Origin of the sequence: Hyunsoonleella pacifica (assembly GCF_004310335.1) — a bacterium.
GTDB lineage: Bacteria > Bacteroidota > Bacteroidia > Flavobacteriales > Flavobacteriaceae > Jejuia > Jejuia pacifica.
Genome location: NZ_SIRS01000002.1, coordinates 674,523 through 693,907 on the forward strand (window position 1 = coordinate 674,523; position 19,385 = coordinate 693,907).

17 protein-coding genes and 1 pseudogene are annotated in these 19,385 nt (G+C 31.5%); 9 read left to right on the top strand and 9 right to left on the bottom strand.

Annotated elements, in window-relative coordinates; genetic code table 11:
- Positions 1–45 precede the first annotated feature (45 nt).
- From gap to EYD46_RS06315, 3 genes are all read right to left on the bottom strand, one after another.
- Positions 46–1,047, bottom strand: coding sequence for a type I glyceraldehyde-3-phosphate dehydrogenase (gap, locus tag EYD46_RS06305; protein WP_130936204.1), 1,002 nt, complete (start codon positions 1,045–1,047; stop codon positions 46–48).
- Positions 1,048–1,068: 21 nt separating this feature from the next.
- Entirely contained in the window at positions 1,069–2,055 is a 987-nt protein-coding gene (gene pfkA / locus EYD46_RS06310; protein WP_130936205.1) for a 6-phosphofructokinase, read from the bottom strand.
- A 153-nt stretch (positions 2,056–2,208) separates the two neighbouring features.
- Complete coding sequence (locus tag EYD46_RS06315) at positions 2,209–6,609, bottom strand: translocation/assembly module TamB domain-containing protein (protein ID WP_130936206.1); 4,401 nt, start codon at positions 6,607–6,609, stop codon at positions 2,209–2,211.
- 202 nt (positions 6,610–6,811) lie between these two features.
- Between EYD46_RS06315 and tsaD the strand changes: the two genes are divergently transcribed.
- The 4 genes from tsaD to EYD46_RS06335 all read left to right on the top strand — a co-directional run bounded on the left by tsaD (position 6,812) and on the right by EYD46_RS06335 (position 9,760).
- Positions 6,812–7,834, top strand: a complete 1,023-nt coding sequence (tsaD, locus tag EYD46_RS06320) for a tRNA (adenosine(37)-N6)-threonylcarbamoyltransferase complex transferase subunit TsaD (RefSeq protein WP_130936207.1) — start codon at positions 6,812–6,814, stop codon at positions 7,832–7,834.
- Between the two features lie 6 nt (positions 7,835–7,840).
- A complete protein-coding gene (locus tag EYD46_RS06325) occupies positions 7,841–8,296 on the top strand; it encodes a hypothetical protein (RefSeq protein WP_130936208.1) in 456 nt (151 codons plus the stop codon).
- A gap of 109 nt (positions 8,297–8,405) precedes the next feature.
- The gene (locus tag EYD46_RS06330) at positions 8,406–9,047 is read left to right on the top strand and encodes a peptidylprolyl isomerase (protein WP_130936209.1); all 642 of its coding nucleotides are present in this window, start codon (positions 8,406–8,408) and stop codon (positions 9,045–9,047) included.
- A complete protein-coding gene (locus EYD46_RS06335) occupies positions 9,047–9,760 on the top strand; it encodes a 16S rRNA (uracil(1498)-N(3))-methyltransferase (protein ID WP_130936210.1) in 714 nt (237 codons plus the stop codon). The genes EYD46_RS06330 and EYD46_RS06335 overlap by 1 nt, the downstream gene beginning before the upstream one ends.
- Here EYD46_RS06335 and EYD46_RS06340 read toward each other — a convergent pair whose 3' ends face one another.
- Positions 9,761–10,492 carry a DUF1223 domain-containing protein gene (locus EYD46_RS06340; protein WP_130936211.1) on the bottom strand — a complete coding sequence of 244 codons (732 nt, stop codon included), beginning with the start codon at positions 10,490–10,492 and terminating at the stop codon, positions 9,761–9,763.
- A gap of 94 nt (positions 10,493–10,586) precedes the next feature.
- Here EYD46_RS06340 and EYD46_RS06345 point away from each other — a divergent pair, with 94 nt between their 5' ends.
- From EYD46_RS06345 to EYD46_RS06365, 5 genes are all read left to right on the top strand, one after another.
- Positions 10,587–11,186 (top strand): DUF4159 domain-containing protein, encoded by a 600-nt coding sequence (locus EYD46_RS06345; protein WP_229731293.1) that lies wholly within the window; start codon positions 10,587–10,589, stop codon positions 11,184–11,186.
- A 262-nt stretch (positions 11,187–11,448) separates the two neighbouring features.
- The gene (locus EYD46_RS06350) at positions 11,449–11,805 is read left to right on the top strand and encodes a hypothetical protein (RefSeq protein ID WP_130936212.1); all 357 of its coding nucleotides are present in this window, start codon (positions 11,449–11,451) and stop codon (positions 11,803–11,805) included.
- Complete coding sequence (locus EYD46_RS06355; RefSeq protein ID WP_130936213.1) at positions 11,786–12,286, top strand: TrmH family RNA methyltransferase; 501 nt, start codon at positions 11,786–11,788, stop codon at positions 12,284–12,286. Before EYD46_RS06350 ends, EYD46_RS06355 begins: the two co-directional genes overlap by 20 nt.
- Positions 12,287–12,339: 53 nt before the next feature.
- Positions 12,340–13,428 (top strand): AI-2E family transporter, encoded by a 1,089-nt coding sequence (locus EYD46_RS06360; RefSeq protein WP_130936214.1) that lies wholly within the window; start codon positions 12,340–12,342, stop codon positions 13,426–13,428.
- Positions 13,429–13,435: 7 nt separating this feature from the next.
- Entirely contained in the window at positions 13,436–14,614 is a 1,179-nt protein-coding gene (locus EYD46_RS06365; RefSeq protein WP_130936215.1) for a class I SAM-dependent methyltransferase, read from the top strand.
- 8 nt (positions 14,615–14,622) lie between these two features.
- On the opposite strand, the gene EYD46_RS06370 is transcribed toward EYD46_RS06365, so the two are convergent.
- The 5 genes and pseudogenes from EYD46_RS06370 to EYD46_RS06390 form a co-directional block, all read right to left on the bottom strand.
- A complete protein-coding gene (locus tag EYD46_RS06370) occupies positions 14,623–15,390 on the bottom strand; it encodes a toxin-antitoxin system YwqK family antitoxin (protein WP_130936216.1) in 768 nt (255 codons plus the stop codon).
- 126 nt (positions 15,391–15,516) lie between these two features.
- Positions 15,517–16,074: an REP-associated tyrosine transposase gene (locus EYD46_RS06375; RefSeq protein ID WP_130936217.1), complete on the bottom strand. Its 558-nt coding sequence runs from the start codon at positions 16,072–16,074 to the stop codon at positions 15,517–15,519.
- A gap of 347 nt (positions 16,075–16,421) precedes the next feature.
- The gene (locus EYD46_RS06380) at positions 16,422–17,462 is read right to left on the bottom strand and encodes a tyrosine-type recombinase/integrase (protein WP_130936218.1); all 1,041 of its coding nucleotides are present in this window, start codon (positions 17,460–17,462) and stop codon (positions 16,422–16,424) included.
- Positions 17,463–17,761: 299 nt separating this feature from the next.
- Entirely contained in the window at positions 17,762–18,208 is a 447-nt protein-coding gene (locus EYD46_RS06385) for a hypothetical protein (protein WP_130936219.1), read from the bottom strand.
- A 5-nt stretch (positions 18,209–18,213) separates the two neighbouring features.
- Positions 18,214–19,266, bottom strand: a pseudogene (locus EYD46_RS06390) (RHS repeat domain-containing protein); the annotation flags it as partial.
- Between the last annotated feature and the right edge of the window lie 119 nt (positions 19,267–19,385).

Here is a 19,385-nt window from a genome sequence, read left to right on the forward strand (position 1 = left end):
GCTTCGCAATCGTAGGATCGCGAAGCCTTAAAGTTATTTAAAGTATTATAAAGAACCAATGTGTTGTGCTAAGTCAATAAGTTTAGTTGAGTAACCAAACTCATTGTCATACCAAGAAATTAATTTAATGAAACCATCATTTAAACCAATACTTGCTCCTGCATCAAAAACACTTGTACGTGGTTCTGAGACAAAATCTTGAGATACCACACCTTCTTCAGTGTATCCCAATATACCTTTTAATTCGTTTTCTGAAGCTTCTTTAAGCGCTGCTTTAACATCATCAAAAGATGCCGGGTTCTCTAAACGACATGTTAAGTCTACTACAGATACATCTGGAGTAGGAACTCTAAATGCCATACCTGTTAGTTTTCCGTTTAATTCTGGAATTACTTTACCTACTGCTTTAGCAGCACCTGTAGATGAAGGAATGATGTTAGAAATAGCTGCACGACCTAATCTGTAATTTTTTCTAGAAGGCGCATCAACAACAAATTGTGTTGAAGTGGCTGCGTGAACAGTTGTCATTAAACCTTCGGCAATTCCAAATTTATCATTAATAACTTTAGCTAAAGGAGCTAAACAGTTTGTAGTACAAGATGCATTAGAAACAATAGTATCTGCATCAGTAATTTTATCGTGGTTTACTCCCATTACAAACATTGGTGCATCTGCAGATGGCGCAGATATAGCTACTTTGTTAGCTCCTGCTGTAATGTGTGCTTGTGCTTTATCTAAAGTTGTGAATATACCTGTACAGTCTAATACAACTTCAGCTCCAACAGCATCCCATTTTAAATCTTCTGGATTACGCTCAGCAGTAATTCTAATTTCATTACCATTTACAACTAAATTACCGTTTACAACTTCAACAGTACCATCAAATTTTCCGTGTACAGAATCATATTTTAATAAGTATGCTAAATGATCAACATCCAGCAAATCATTAATTCCAACAACTTCTATGTCTGGTCTAGTAGCTGCTACTCTAAAAGCTATTCTTCCTATTCTTCCAAACCCGTTAATTCCAATTTTCAATTTTGACATGTTTTTATTTATTAATGTTTATTATGTGCTCATGATGTCTGAGACACGAAGTAATTCTAAGTTAATTTTTGATTTTCCTTTTATAGCTTGATCCAAAGGAGTTAATTGCATCACATTATTCTGTAATCCTACCATGAAATTTGTTTTACCTTCTATTAAGGACTCTACAGCTTTCACTCCCATTCTACTGGCAAGTACTCTATCAAAACATGATGGTGCTCCACCACGCTGCATGTGACCTAAAACAGAAACTCTCACATCATAACCTTCCATATTTTCATCAACATATTCTTTAAGTTCGAATATATTTTTGCCTATTTTATCACCTTCAGCAACGACAACAATACTTGATGATTTACCAGATTTTCTACTTTTATTTAAAGATTCTACTAATCTATCAAGCCCTAAGTCTTCTTCAGGAATTAAGATTTCTTCTGCACCACCAGCTATACCTACATTAAGTGCGATATGGCCAACATCACGCCCCATTACTTCTATAAAAAATAGTCTGTTATGAGAACTTGCTGTATCTCTAATTTTGTCTATAGCTTCAACTACAGTATTTTGTGCTGTATCAAAACCTAAGGTGTGAGACGTTCCAAAAATATCATTATCAATGGTACCAGGAATACCCATTATAGGAAAACCAAACTCTTGATTAAAAATCATGGCTCCAGTAAAAGTTCCATCTCCACCAATTGCTACTAGAGCATCAATTTCTGCTTTTGCTAATTGTTCAAATGCCTTTTGTCTTCCTTCTTTGGTTCTAAATTCTTTAGATCTGGCAGATTTAAGTATAGTCCCTCCCTTATTAATAATACCTTTAACACTTCTAGGTCCTAAAACTTCAAAATCTCCTTTCATCATGCCCTCATATCCTTGATAAATACCAACGCATTCTATATTATGAAAGGCACAAGTTCTTACAACTGAACGTACTGCAGCATTCATCCCAGGAGAATCTCCTCCTGAAGTAAAAACACCAATTTTTCTTATCTTTTTTGACATCAACTCTTTTATTTCGAAGTAAAATTACTAAACAAATATTATATTTTTATAACATATATCATATTTTAATGATATTATAAAACTATAACGTTTTAGTTAACAACAGAGCGCCTTATTGTTAACTAAATAAGTAGGTTACAAATTAGTTTCTCTTTATTTTTTGGAGGATTTTACTGTAATAAAACTGGGGAGTGCTTCTGCTTCTTTTTCTTGTGGTTCTTCTTTTGAAACTTCTTTTGGTTTTGGGTTCTTTTTAAATAAACTTCTGATGAGTTCTTTAAAGGTGTCAAAATCTACGTTATAAGATAAACCTACACCTTGTTTATAACCAATATCTTGCCCAAAACTCTGAATGTCAACCTCTCTATTGAAAACCTTTGCTGATAGAGTGCCATCTTCATTTAATAGGAAATTAATCTCTAAGTCTCCTGCGACAACAGTTTGGGTTTCTCCTGCACCTCCCACAGGCACACCAACACTACCATTAAAAAACACTTTATCATTTATTTGTGTTTGAAATGTGGCTACTACCCTATCGTCAGTTTGATAATCAGGTCTATTTTGACCTGCTTCATAATTAAAACCAAAATTTACCTTACCATCTTCACTTGAAAAGATACCGTTTACGATGCCATTTAAACGTTCTGCTATTGTGCCTGATACATTTAGTTCTCCAGAACCTCTATTTTGGAAAGAACCTCCTGTAGCTAGGAAATATAATGCTTGATTTTCACGTTCGGCATCTGAATCTAAACGGTATTGTAACTCTGATTTAATTGTAGAGTTTGCATTAGGAAATTCAAAATCAAATGTAGGTTGTGGACGCTCTAAATCTCCTGTTAATGTGATGTTTAGTTCTACTGGAATACTTCTGTTTATAGGGTTATCCAATAACGGAGAAGGGTTTGTTTGTGTTTTATAGGTTGCCAACATATTTATGGTAGTATTCCTTAACGGATCTCCATTCCATGCTATAGTTCCACCAGGTTGCACTGTAAACTGTTTTTGCACTAAACCACCATAGGCAAAATTATACACCCCTTCAAATACAGAGAAATCCCCCCACATATCAAATTTGCCATTGGTGTTAATTTCTACTAAAACACCACCAACTCCTCTACCTTTAAGGGCGTGTCCTGTTTCTTTATTGATGATTATTTCTAATTCTGCATCTTGTGTGACATCTAAATCGAAATCTAACTCTAACCCTTCAACATCTTCTAAAACAAATTCTTCGCCTTTTTCTCGTGCCAATTTTTGTTCTGGGGTTATAAAATGTATAAAGGAATTATCTCCAAAAGACTCTGTGTCTGATAAAGGGATCTTAAATACTGTACCACGTTTCGTTTCCCCTACTACACTAATTACCAATTCTTCAGTAGGCCCATAAATACTTGCGGTTCCTCCAACAAACCCAGTACCATAATATAGAGACTCTTCTGTTTCTTTGGTATCGAGCACTAAAAGCCTTCCTGTTGATAGACCTAAATCCAATCTCCAATCTGATAAATTTATATGGCTCAACTTACCATTTAATCTAGCTGTAGAATTATACTTAGTATCAGTAAGTAGGATATCCCTAAACAAAAAGCTTTGATTTTCTAACCCTACTGTTGCGTTATTGTTAAATTGATAATCTACATTTAAGTATGGTATTGTAAAACCACCACCATCTAAATTAAGTTCTCCTACAATATTTGGACGATTTAAATTTCCAATAATGTTGGCTTCTCCTGTAACCTTACCTCTAATATTAGACAAAACACCAGATAAAAGAGGGTTTAACGGGCTTAAATTGAATCTATCAAATTCTAAATCTACATCTATATTTGTGTTATTTCGTTTAACACTAATATCTCCAATAGCAGAAAAAGTACTCTTAATATCATCTATAATGCTAACATCAACATTGTACTTGGTTAAATCTTTGTTTCCTATTATTTGTGCGTTAAAATCTCCTAGTGGAAAATCGTTAACTTTAAAATTATCAATAACTACAGTAGAATTAGGAAGGTAACTACCGTTTTTCTGTAAAATATCTAACTTTCCATTAACACGTCCGTTTAATTTTAAACTATCAACATCTGGGATGATTTTAGAAAGCCTTACATCTTTAAATTTAAGCTTCAAATCCTTTTCGGTAGAATCTTTTATAAAACCTGATAAAGTCACTTCTTCGTTACCATGGTTTATATTTAACTTATCAATTTCAAGAGACGATAAATCTTTTGCAAACGAAATTTTATTGAATTTATCATTATCTCCATTTATATACCATTTATAATTTTTAACAATAACGTCTGAGGTCTTAAAACCAATTACAGAGTTATTGTCTTCATTAATAGTATGATAAAAACTTAGATTAAACTTATCATTATTACGTTTTCCTCCTGAGAATTCTGAACGCATAAACAATGTATCATTAACGGTAACGTTAATTAAGCTAAACTTAGAGGCATTATAGTACTTTGTATTAATACTATCTACTTCAATATAAGTATTAAATAATGGATTGCCATTATCTACTTGTAATTCTATACCCTTGGCGAAATTCTCTAAAAGTTTAATTTGAGGCGATTTAAATGTTAGCTTAAATTTGTTTGCTTCACTTTGTATGTTTCCACGTATAAATGTGTTTTTACCTAACTCTATTTCAGGATATATAACTTCTACAATTTTGTTATATATTTTTAAATTAAAATCTATTCTTTGATTATCTGCTACTTTATGTGGCTTATAGTTAGTATAAATATTACCTACAGAGTTTTCTAAAAGCTTTACAATGTCTCTTACGTTAAACTCTCCACTTATGCCCCCTTCTATAATATCTGGAGAATCAATATCTATATAACGTGTTTTACCTTGAAATCTGGAGGCGATCTTAAAACTTTTAAAATTATATGTGTCGTGTTCATTTTTGTAAGACGTATTCCTAAACGTTATCTTTCCAAAAGCATCGTCTAGGCTACTACTATTCATATTCATATTAACAGTACTTCTAAAAATTGAAATACTATCTTTTTTTACAAAATTTAAGGTATTTAAATCTGCATAGTCAACTTCAGCCTCAAAATCATATTTATTTATGGTTTCGGAATAATCAATCAAACCATTAAATTTTAATTTGAGATTATCATCATTAACTAACAAAATGCCATCAAATATTTTATTTTTTATTTTACCAGAAACCTGAGTTTTATTGTAATTATAATTATTATAGTTTAACTGATACACATCGCCTTTTATTTCTGTATCAATAGTTTCAGCAACAAAGCCGTGTCCATTCACATTCATATCTAGGGATACCTGCCCTACTTTAGGGTCTTCTATAAAAGTTCCTAAATTAAACGTATCTAAAACTATCCTTCCCTTGTAGGATGCATTATCAATATCATTTATTTTAGTGATGTGTAAATCAGATTTCACATAGCCCAACTCGGTATCCATTGCAATATCTGCATCCACCTCAGATGCTGTAACTTGAGAATTACCAGTAATTTTAAACTTCCCCAACCTATCAAAAGATGAAGGAATAGCAGCTCCTAAAACATTGGGCAAAAGCGCCTTTAAATCTTTGTATGTAGAAGTTAGATTTTTAAAACTACCATCCATCAAAAAATCGTTAGATGCCTTGCTAAATAAATTTTTAAAAATTATATCGCCATACACTAAAGTATTACTACTTGTATTAAGTTCAAGGTTTTCTGCATTTAAATCATTAAGTGTTCCTGAAAGGTCTACGCTAAAAGTGGTTTTCTGATTTTTTCCAAATTCATCATAAAATGTATTTAGCTCATCCATTAATATATTAGAATCCTTAAAAGATGCTTCTAGCTGTACCTTATCAGTAAAAAATTGTAAATCTTCTCTTTTGTAAAAAAACTGTAAATCGCCTTTTAAAATAGAATTTGCTGTCTTTATTTCTAAAGCATCAAACGTCATACTGGATAAGGTATACTTAAAGTTAGTCATCAAGTTTTTAACTTTAACCCCTCTACTATCTTTAAATGAGAGTGTATTTATTCTAGTACTAACATCACTGCCAAGTATTAGAAAATTGGTAGCATTAATGTTTAGATCTTCTAATTCTAAAACTTTTGTTGTTTCTCTATTTTCATCTAATAGTCTAAATGTACTATCGTAAATAGAAACATCACTAGAAGATAATAAAAAGCTACCATCTCCCTTTTTAGGATTGTCGCCTTCTAACTTTGCTACAAATACATCAAGATTAGTCTCTTTATAACCCTTGTAGGTTTTAATATTAAATATCAAATCCATGATATCAATATCGCCGAATACTAGTTGACCATTAATTAAATTTGAAAAATTTAGTATGGATGTATTAAGTTCTTTAATACTTATTAAAGTATCTTGTTTAAAATCTTCTACATAGATGTTTTTTAATTCTACATCTCCATTAAATTGAAGCCCTACTTTTTCAATGTTAATATTAGTTTTAAACGCTTCATTAAGTTTATTTGTGGCATAATTACCCAAACTAGTTTGTACTGCTGGAATAGAAAATACAAGCACCAAAATAACAAACAACAATAATATTATCGCTAGGATTTTATATACTATTTTAAGTGCTTTTTTTATGATATAGTGCTTTTAAAAGGTGTTACATGTACAAAAAAAATCGAGGCTATTTTACAATGAAATATTACCTAGTTTTGCATTTACGAAACAATTAAGAAAAACGGATGTTTATCTCGTTTTCAAAATTAACAATTATTGTGCCTAATATTGAGTAATGGCGAAACAAAATATTTATATTCTAGGGATTGAATCCTCTTGTGATGATACATCAGCTGCTGTAATACACAACGGCAAGATTTTAAGCAATGTTGTCGCCAGCCAAAAAATACATGAAGAATATGGTGGTGTGGTGCCAGAATTGGCCTCTAGAGCACATCAACAAAATATAGTACCTGTTGTACACCAAGCACTTAAAAAAGCGGGGGTTACTAAAGAACAGTTAGATGCTGTAGCCTTTACCAGAGGCCCCGGGCTCATGGGAAGTTTACTGGTAGGTACTTCGTTTGCTAAATCCTTAGCTTATGGTTTAAATATTCCTTTAATTGATGTTAATCACATGCAGGCCCATATTTTAGCTCATTATATTGAAGAGGACGATTTTAAAAAGCCACCATTTCCTTTTCTAGCCATGACGATTTCTGGAGGGCATACCCAAATTGTGAAAGTAGAAAGTTATTTTAATATGACCGTAATTGGGGAAACTATTGACGATGCTGTTGGAGAAGCTTATGATAAAAGTGGTAAAATTTTAGGTTTAGGCTACCCTGCTGGGCCAGAAATAGATAAACGAGCACAATTGGGAAACCTAAAAGCATATCCTTTTACAAAACCTAAAGTTGATGGACTAAATTTTAGCTTTTCGGGGTTAAAAACCGCTATTTTATATTTTATACAAAAGGAAACAAAAGCGAATCCTAATTTTATAGATAAAAATTTAAATGATGTATGCGCTTCTATTCAATACACTATTATAGGTATTTTGATAGATAAATTGAAAAAAGCTTCAAAAGAAACTGGTATAGAACATATTGCTATAGGTGGTGGTGTTTCGGCTAACTCAGGAATTAGAAAAGCTTTAAAAGATGGGGAACAAAAATTTGGATGGACCACCTATATCCCAAAATTTGAATACACCACAGATAATGCTGCTATGATTGCTATAGTTGGTTATTTAAAGTTTTTAGAAGGTAATTTTGCTGAACAGGATATTATGGCTTCGGCTAGGTTGAAAATATAACTTATAATGGCTAAAATTCAAAAAGGAGATGTATTTAGTCTTGAAACAAAAATTGGCTATGGCTTTTTACAATATGTGGAGCTGGCTGAAAAAGGAATTTATTACATAAGGGTTTTAGATCATATTTCAGATACAAGAAATATTTCGCAAATACAAGTAGACAAGAAAGAGCGTTGGTATACTGAATTTGTTTTATCTATTGCTTTAAAAAGAAAAATTGTTGCTAAAGTTGATAATTTCAAAGTACCATCATTCTTCAGAATTTCTCCATATGCAAGATCAAAGCATGTAATTCCAGATAAAGTTTCTGGTTGGAATATAATAAATAGGCATACTTTAAAAATAATTTACAAAGAAACACTGTTTATTTGGGATTTAAAGTTATCGCCTTTTGGTATAATGAATGACACTTACATAAAAGAAAAGCTTGAAGAAGGTTGGATTTTAGAAGATTGGGTATAATCTACATAAGTACAACAAAGTTGTAAACAACTAATTCTTAAAAACTTCTTATGGTTTAAAACGTATCATTTTGTTTAAAATTTAAATTTGAAAAAATTTAATTCTAAACATGAAACAACACCTACTTTTTACATTCAGTTTTTTATTTACTATTAGTCTATTATCAGCCCAGGACGAGACAGAAGAAGCGCTTGCTTCTATAGAAACCCAAGAGCAAGCCAAACAATTTATTAAAGATAAATATGCCTTCAATAGTAAGATTTTTACTTTTAATGAAGAAAAGCATAAGTCCCAACTAGCTAAAGCATTGTTTAAATTGGAAAAAGGTAATGTGAAAACTGAAAAATCAGCTTACGAAAAAGTACTTTATAAAATCATAGAAAAAAACACAAATGCCTATTATCGTGTAGCATATATTTTTTTAGATGGTAATGCTTATAGTTTAGAAAGTATCAATAAATTGAGAGAGATTTTAATTAAAAAATACAATAACGGTATCCCGTTTAGCGCATTGGCCAATCAATATTCTATGGATCAAAATCGTAAAAAAGGAGGAGATACGGGATGGTTTACTGTAGGGAGTATGCCTACTGAACTTGAGGATGCAATTATATCTGATAATCATGCTCTAGAAGATGTTTATATTGTTGATATTCCCTCAAAGCAATGGTACTATTTAGTGTTTCAATCTCATGAACCAAAAGATATTTCTGAAATTAAAGTTTTAAAAATCGTTGAACCCCTAGAGTAATGCAACTTTTTTATAGCCCAGATATACATGATGATTCTAAAGATTTTTCTTTTTCGAGAGAAGAAAGTAAACATATCGTTAAAGTTCTTCGCAAATCAGTGGGAGATATTGTAAATATTACTGACGGGAAAGGTATATTGTTTACTGGAGAAATTACTTTAGCAACTCAAAATAAATGTATAGCAACAATAACCGCTAAACAACTTCAGCAACAAAAGGAGTATTATTTGCATTTAGCTGTTGCTCCAACAAAAATGAATGACCGTTATGAATGGTTTTTAGAAAAGGCTACCGAAATAGGAGTTGACAGTATCACGCCTATTATTTGTGACCACAGCGAGCGTAAAATAATTAAACCAGAACGTTTTGAGCGTATTTTACAATCTGCAATGAAACAATCTTTAAGCTGCTACAAACCCCAACTTAACGAAGCCATATCGTTTAAGGCTTTTATAGACAAAGCGTTTCAAGGCGAGTTATTTATCGCACATTGTGAAGAAAGTAGTAAAAAATCATTAAAACAACAGCTAAAACCAAAAACAAACGTTACTATTTTGATAGGTCCAGAAGGTGATTTTAGCACCAAAGAAATAGCGTTAGCTTTAAAAAATAATTTTACAGCTGTAACTTTAGGCGATACAAGATTACGTACAGAAACAGCAGCAATAGTAGCCTGCCATTCAGTGGCTTTTGTTAACGAAGTTATTAGTTAGTTATAAAGTTATCTGAGTACCTCCAGTAATATCTAAATTTTCAGATTGTACCAAAGCAACAATAGCTAAATTATCAGCTTTAGTAATTATTTTGGGGATTTTTAAATGTGCTTTACCAGTTTTAGCATCTGTTTTTAAATACACTTCCTCTACCACGATATTTGAGTTTTTTAGAGTTCTATTTCTATTCTCACCTCGTTTCACAATAGTAATCCGTTCTTTAATTACTAAAATCAATCGTAACACTTTGTCAGTAATTGTTCCGGTTACAGTATAATCAAAATTAATATCGCTATCCTTTCTTTTTAAATTTGAAATAGCGATTGAGTTACTAGGCAAACTTTTAGAGTAAAGTTTTATTTTATCTTTCATTTTAGATGCGTTAGAACCTACAAAGTGCTCCTTCCCATTTACTACAACTTGAGGTGTATAAATAGAACTACTATAAAACTTTTTACCATACGCCTTTTGTTTCTCTGTAAAAATCGCTTTACTAAAAGGGTCTTTCCAACCTATATAATTCCAATAATCTACGTGATAAGAAAGTGCAATAATCTTATCTTCATTTTCGGTTTGTACATTATCAAGTAATTCATCTGCAGGAGGACAACTAGAACACCCTTGCGAAGTAAACAATTCTAAAACAACTAACGGTAAGTTATTATCAACTTGAGATTGTCCGTAAAAAAAGGTACTGAGTACTATAATTGGTAACAAAAACGTTTTTCGCATGGTATTTCTTATTATTTTTGAACTTATGAGTTTTAGTTGTCAATCTTTACGATATCTTACATTACCCCTTTTAATTAGCGTTTTTTTAACAGCTATGGTTTCAGGTCAAGAGGTTGCTGTTTTAAAATATAAAGGTGGTGGTGATTGGTATAGTAACCCTACTGCTTTACCCAATTTGATAAAATTTTGTAATGAAAACATTAAGACTAAAATAACAGTACAACCTGAAACTGTTGAAACTGGAAGCTCTGACATTTTTCAGTATCCACTTTTACATATGACTGGGCATGGTAATGTGTTTTTTACTGAAGATGACGCTGAAAATTTACGTAATTATCTAATTTCTGGAGGTTTTTTGCATATCGATGATAATTACGGGATGGAACCTTTTTTGAAAAAAGAACTTAAAAAAGTATTTCCAAATAAAGATTTAGTTGAAATACCTACAACGCATCCTATTTTTAATATTGCATACAAATTTCCAAACGGATTACCTAAAATCCATGAGCATGATGGTAAACGCCCCCAGGCATTTGGTATTTTTCATGAAGATAGATTATTACTAATCTTTACATTTGAAAGTGATTTAGGGGATGGTTGGGAAGACCCCGAAGTACATAATGACCCAGAAAATGTGCGACAAAAAGCACTAAAAATGGGTGCTAATATTGTAAAGTATGCGTTTGAGCATTAATCTCATAATTTCAATATGAAAAAATTCAGTATACATTATAAAGTATTTGCAATTATAATAGCCTTAATCTTTGTTTTTAATACTTTGAACTCAATCAACCCTCATACTTACACCACTGGTATTAATAGTTATCATTATACTTGCGGATGCTTCGGATGCTGGGAAACGCATCTGGCTATTAAATGTAGTTCTGAAAGCGCAATACATTTTTAATTTTAATTCATCCCTAATACTTAATAAAAGTTTACTAAACGACTAAAATATGAAACTACAATATTACTGCAGTTACCCCTCTTGTGGCAAAAGCAACACTATTAAAGTAAAATCTAATAACAGATTTGATTTAAAAGCAGAAATAGGAGAAGAACTAAATAAACGTTGTAAACATTGTGGACACCAAACAAAGCGCCATATTAATAGATTGATGGCAGAACCAAATTATTATTTAATTATTGGTGGTATTATAGCTGCTGTATTAATAACAGTATTTATTTGGGATTTAGGGTTTGTTTCAACATTAACAGGAAGTATACCTATAGCTGTTTGGATGAGCGAGAAAAAAAGGCAAGTAATTTTAATAGAGTTATGGTGTAATAATTATGCAGCTTACACATGGTAACACCAACTTTAAAAAGAAAACATTCCCAATCATTGTAGTTTGCGATGGTGTAACAAATGCCCCTAATATTGGTAGTTTGTTTAGAATTTCTGATGCTTTTGGTGTTGAACAACTCATACTTTGTGGCGATAGTATTCCGCTAGGCAGAAAAATGACTAAAACCTCTAGAGCAACTGAGAAAGTAGTCAATTTTAAAATTGAAACTTCTGCTTTAGAAACTATAAAGCAATATAAAAAGTTAGACTATCAAATTATATCATTAGAAATTACAAGTAACAGTAAACCACTTCATCAAGTTGAATTTTCATCTAAGAGATCTATTGTTTTAGTCGTAGGTGACGAGAATTTTGGGGTTTCAGAAGACATATTAAAACTATCTAATCAAGTAGTGCATATAGATATGTTTGGACAAAACAGTAGTATGAATGTTGTACAAGCTACTAATATCTCGCTTTACGAGATCACAAAACAATTGAGGTAAAACTTCTCGTTTCGGTTTTTCATGCTTCCAACTGCATTGTTTATATTTACTACATGAATTCAAAAACTATAGCCAACGGTATTTTAAGAGCTATTGCTATTATTTGTGGTGTAGCACTCCTACTCTATTTTCTTTATCAAATACAATCCGTTATTGGGTATATTGCCATTGCAGCTGTAATATCACTTATTGGTAGGCCTATAGTGCTGTTTTTAGAGCGAAAGCTTAAATTTAAAAACACTATAGCGGTTGTTGTAACTATGACGCTGTTATTGGGGCTCTTTATTGGATTAGTAAGTTTGTTTATTCCTTTAATTGTAAAACAAGGACAAAACTTATCCCTTCTAAACATTGAAGAATTACAGGGTAATATAGAAAACTTGTATACTGAAATAGTCACTTATTTTGATTTGCATCAAATTGATGTAGAACAGTCCTTAAAAGAATCTAATCTATTATCTAAAATAGATTTTTCATTAATTCCAAATTTTCTAAATTCTGTAATTGGTGGACTTGGCAGTTTCAGTATAGGGCTCTTTTCTGTGATTTTTATTTCCTTTTTCTTTTTAAAGGATAGTAGATTATTTGAAAACAGCATTTTAACTTTAATTCCTGACAATAAAGAGAGTCGCTGGAAAACATCATCCACAAAAATTAAGGACTTGTTATCACGCTACTTTGTTGGATTAATTTTTCAAATTTTAATCCTATTTATCATCTATATGATAGGATTATTGATAATAGGTGTAGAAAATGCTGTAGTAATTGCCTTTTTATGTGCGCTTTTAAACCTTATCCCCTATGTGGGGCCATTAATTGGTGCTGTTTTAATGCTTACACTTACCATGACCAGTAATTTAGGTGAAAGTTTTAGTGATGTTATTTTACCAAAAACCTTTTGGGTGCTGCTTGTTTTTGTTATTGGCCAACTGGTTGATAATTTTGGGAGCCAACCTATCATATTTTCCAAAAGTGTAAAATCCCATCCGTTAGAAATCTTTTTAGTTATACTAATTACAGGTATTTTATTTGGTGTTGTTGGTCTTATTATTGCAGTGCCTGCTTACACGGCTATCAAAGTTATTTTAAAAGCTTTTTTATCAGAAAATAAGATTGTTAAAAAGCTAACTAAGGACTTGTAGTTTTTGTTTGAATACATTAATTTTAAATAATGAAATTCAAGAGTTTATAAATTATCATTTATATACTGATGTAAATTCAATTCTTTTAAAGGGTACTAATTTTGAAGATATAGAGACTTCAGAAATTGTTAATCAAATTGAAGCAAAAAAGCGATGCAAATTAAAGCTCCCCACATGGTTTAAAACCAAAAATATTTACTATCCCAATAAGCTAAATATTGAACAGACATCATCAGAAGCTACAGCAAAATATAAATCGCAACTCATACAAGGTAACAACCTAATTGATCTAACAGGAGGCTTTGGTGTAGATTGCTACTACTTCGCAAAACGATTTAAAACTGTTACACATTGTGAAATCAATACCGCATTGTCGTCTATTGCAAAGCATAATTTTAAGCAACTAAATATTCAAAATATTAAGACAAAGCAAGTTGATGGTATTACATTACTATCAGAGACCAATACTACATACGATTGGATTTATGTAGACCCATCAAGACGTCACGATTCAAAAGGTAAAGTGTTCTTTCTTAAGGATTGTTTGCCAGATATCCCAAAGCATTTAGATGTATTATTTCAACGTTCTAAAAACATACTTATAAAAACTGCGCCTCTATTAGATATTTCAGCAGGAATTAACGAATTACAGCATGTAAAAACCATACACGTCGTAGCTGTAAAAAATGAAGTAAAAGAACTGTTATGGGTTTTAGAAAAAGATTACGATAGTACTATAGCAATAAAAACAGTCAATTTAAAGAGCAATGCCATAGAAAGATTTAACTTAGGTTTAAATGATGAAACACTATGTGAAGCAAGCTATAGCGAACCCCTAGCCTATTTATACGAACCTAATGCAGCTATCTTAAAGTCTGGTGGTTTTAATCAGGTATCAAAACAATTAAATGTTTTTAAATTACAAGCGCATTCTCATTTATATACTAGTCAAACCTTGATAGATTTCCCTGGAAGACGATTTAAAATAGATACTGTAATTCCGTATAATAAAAAACACTTTAAAACACTAAAGATTGATAAAGCCAATGTAACCACCAGAAATTTTCCTGATAAAGTTGAAGCTATTCGAAAAAAGTTAAAACTAAAAGACGGAGGCAACCATTATCTCTTTTTTACCACAGATACAAAAGGTGATAAGGTTGTTATTAGTTGTAGTAAAATTTAATAAATCACTTATTCTTTCTTTTTAAATAAGTGCCTAATAAAACTTTTCTTGTTACCTCTGGCCTTCTCGATAGAATCCAAACGTTTTTTGATTAATCGTTCTTGCTTATTTTTTGCTCTTTCAATAGAATCATTACGCTTTTTAATAATCCTTTCTTGTTTTAGTTTAAACCTTTCAATAGAATCAAATTTTCGTTTGGCAATTCTATTAAATTTTATTTCTGCTTTTTCAGTTGAGTCTTTTTTTCTTAGGACACTAAGCAACATAAACTTAGGTTTTTCTGTATAAATAGTATCTTTTGTGTGGTATGTTGTATCTTTAGTTTTATAATTTATCCATCTACCCACTTTAACATTATGTCTATATGTACCAGCCAAAGCCATATCTCCATCGGTACTATATGTTATGCATTTACCTTGTTTGTAACCATTTTGCCAATGCTCTAGTAATAATAACTGTCCGTTTTCATCCCAATATTTCCAAACTCCTGTTTTTAGGCCATAATCAAAAGTACCTTGTTCTGCCAATTGGTTAGATCTGTAATATTTTAAATAAGAATTATGCAGCACATCGCCACCTGCATTTGCTAATGATTGATGTACGCCTCCAGACTTAAACCAGTAATATGTTTTGTCTGTACTGTAATTGTTTAACTTTTTGGTAGAGATATAACACTCAATATCATAGCCATTTTCTCTTACCATGCGTTTTTGCACATCGGTAGTAAACGCTATACATGTTAAGACCGCACATAAAACAAGTATCTGTTTTTTCATTTTTTGGTAAGTAAATTTTTTGTGGCTAAAGTTATATACTCTACCTTAATGCTAGTTAGGGTTTTGCCTTATTAAATGTATGGTTTTGGAGCGTTGATGAATCTTAAACAACAACAGGATTAACGTTTACTGAAAAAATCCAATAGCATCTATTTCTAAAACAGTATGGTCGTCTTGATAATTTCTGGCACTTGAATATTTCCAATCTTCTGGATTAGTTACAAAACCACTTTCTACAGGATTATTATGAATATAATCTATTTTTTGTTTGATTACTTTTTCGCTCCATAGCTCTATAGGTTTGTTATGATGCTGCCAAAATTGATATTTGCTTGTTGCTGCATTCTTTTTACCAGCTCTTTCAAACATCCATAATAACCATTCTTTCCTACTTTCTTGCGGATTAATTTCTATAGCTTCTATAACTTTTTTAGACGTATGGCGCTTAAAATCTCGTAACAGTTCCGAGGGTTGTTCATTTGTTGACCTAAATATAAAATGTACATGGCTTGGCATAAAACAGTAGCAATATAGTTCCATGCCTTTTTCTGCCCTGCAATAGTTTATACTGTCCACCAAAACGTTAAAATATATCTGCCTTGTAAATACGTCTATCCAATTTACAGTAGCAAAGCTTACAAAATATAAACCTGCTTTGTTGTGAAACTTATAATTTCTACTCATTATGCCAATATAGTAAATCTTTACTGCTACCGCTAGCTTGTAGCTAGTGAACTAAAAACAACAAAAAAGCCTTTACGTTGCCGTAAAAGCTTTTCTTTTTTTCTTCTTACTCTTACCGCCACTAGCAAATGCTAGCGGTAGCCAGAGCTACAAACTAGGACCATCAGGGGAATCCTGTTCGTGATCTTCATTAATCAAAAACGACTGAACACATAATCGCGTTATTGCAATTCATGCTCATATTTTTCATAATGAGATTCTAAACTAAGCTCAATGTTCATCCTACTTACATACCGTGACTTTTATTGCTGTGATAAACATACAGTAATTATCACTTTAGGTAGCTTTTAGTATGCCTCCAATTTACTATGTACTTTATCAATTTCCTTATCAATATACGCTTGTGCATAATGTACATATCGGTTAAAGGAATTGCTTGCATAACTGTGTCCACTAATTTTTCTAACCAAATGCTCTGGCATGCCTAATATTAGTAGTGTGGTTATTGCAGTACGTCGCATCATGTGCGAACTCATTTTATCACAAAAGCGTATTTGTTTTGTGTTTTTATGTAATACTTTAGTTTTTCCTTGGCGCTCCCGTGTCATTGCAATGGGGTTCGTAAAACCTGCTTTTTCTCCAATTAACTTTAGATTTCTATTAAAAATGAATAAGCTAATTGGTTTAAAAACAGGTATTTTAGAAGATTTAGATTTATATGTTTTATAAATAGCAATGGCATATTCTGGAAGTTTAATAAAACTATAGGTTTTTGTTTTTTGAGATTTTATTTTTAAGTACCAATCTTTGTTTTGTTGTTCGAAATTTTTGTTGGTTAAACTAAAAATATCCGAAAAACGCAGGCCTGTAGTACAGCCAAATACAAAAATAGCTTTAATACGCCTTATGGCTGGGGTTAAGCTATTTTCAAATTCGGTATCATGTATTAAAAATTTTAGCTGCTCTGGAGATAATACTAAAATATCTACATCTTCTTTTCTTACATAAAATAGATGTTGAAAGTCGCCAGTAGGGAAGTCCCTATCGTACTTTAAATAATTAAAAAAGGTGCGTATTAACTTTATATTGGCACCTACATAGTTATCGTAGCAACCATTTTTATACATGTAATCGGTAAAGCTTTTATAAAACTTTTTCCAGTAATTCTTTTCTGATCGTAATTCGCGTTTATTTAATTTAGACGCATCACAAATGCGTAATTCAAAACCTGTATCAATACTGAATTTCTGCAGATTATTAAATGTGTATTTATAATTATTTATTGAACTCTTAGTTATTCTTTCTCCGTTTTTCTTCAGACGTTTTCCTGTTTCGCTATCACGAATAAACTGTTTAAATAATGGGAGTAGGAGTGTGGTTTTTTTCATGTGCTATACCCTTGTAATTATTTATAGCGTATAAATCTACATGAAAAAAATTAATAGGGTTGAGATTGCAGGTAATGTTGTTTATAAGGTGGTTCTTTTTTCTTTTCTAACTCTTTTTTCTCTATTCATGGAATAGCACGCTACAACTAGCTTGTAGCTAGTGTTCCCAAAACAACAAAAAAGCCTTTATATTTCTATAAAAGCTTTTCTTTATTTCTTACTCTTGTTCCAATCTTTACCGCCACTAGCAAATGCTAGCGCTAGCGGGGTAGATTTATTTCATCCACTAATTTTACCCTTTATGCTAAATCTTTAATTATATAATGTTTTTCATTACACTCAAAGCAATGAAGTATAATTATAGCTTTATTATACGGTTCTTTATAAGGAATAACTTCATAAGACAAAAGATGTTCTTCATTGTTTGGGCAATTATACAAATGTACAGGATGTTCTATTATATCATTTTCAATATCACCCCATTTTAATTTATATAATCTTGAATTGTCTGCATCCGTTAAAAAATCTTCTGTAAAAGGGTTCTTCTCATTTTGTTTATCAAAATAAAAGGGGTGAGAATAAAGCATCTCATTTAAATCTTTTTTTTTTGGATAAACAATTGATAATATATTTAAAGCTGCTATATGATATATTTTTTTATCCGCTAAATAGTTTACAGCATACCTTACATTATAACCTTTCTCAGTTATTTTCTTTAATTCTTCTACTTCATTAACAATATTCATAAAAATTAACCTTTATCTTTTAAATCATAAGTTTTAGATTCTTGGTTTTGCCCCTTTCTTTTACCAGTTTCTCTCTTATTAGAAAATTTAGCAGTTTCAAACCCTTCTTCCTTTGCTAAATCTAATAAATCTTTTTGAGCCTGATACAGTCCTTTAGAATATTTTCCTTTATATTTTTTATAAGCATCTTCTAATTCTTCTAAACCATTCAAAACAGTTTCAGGAACAATGTCTACTTTGAATTCTAAATGACTACCATTCTTTTTTAAATTTGCAAATATGTGCATGTCAGGTAATGCCTCATCTGTACTCTTAATAACTACATGTAAGAAATCATCGCCTACTTTAGTAATTGTATGACTAAAAGTAGCAACCGCTTTTTCCGTTGCAGCCGCTAAACCTTGTGTCTTAATATTATTAGGAGACAACCTATTAGTCTTGGACAACCCAAACCGTGTACCCAATAGAAGCTCAGCAGGACCTTCCCAATTCCTTAAATCCACTAGAGCATTCCCTGTATCTTCAAGTTGTTGTTTAAGTGGCGTTTGGGTATGATAATCGTATATGTCTTGAGCTCCATCTTGAACAGGTGCAACAAAAGTATTATGGAAATCATATTGTTTTTGACCTGAAATCATCCAATAACTATTATTTATAGTACTACTCGAAGCATTATATAAGTCAGCACCGATATTTTTAATAAAACCAGAAATATTCCAAAGAGCATTATCTACCCTTTTTAGAACAGAAGCATTATCATCTTTGGCAAAAACTATTCTGTATTGTGTTTTTTGTAGATAAGGTGAAATTTGCTCTTCCAATCCTTCTAGTTCTATAAATTGTAATACTTTATTTCCTGCAAAAGAATAAGAAGAATACCAAGGGTACTGATGTATTAACGGGTCTACAGCAAAGAATCTACCGATTCTTGGGTCATGCATACGGAATGTAAAATTTAAGCTATTGCCCTCACCCTTAATCTCATCATCCTTTTCTTGGCCGTTAAAGCCATACCTATAACTATCACTGGCGCCGTGGCGATTAGGCAGCAGCATTCCAAAGGGATAGTAATCAAAATCGCTGCAACATCAGTAATAGTAAGAACGTATTGGTTTTTTTAAAAACTAAAAATTGCCAAAAAATGTAATTTTAAGCTATTTTTTAGTACTTAAAATCG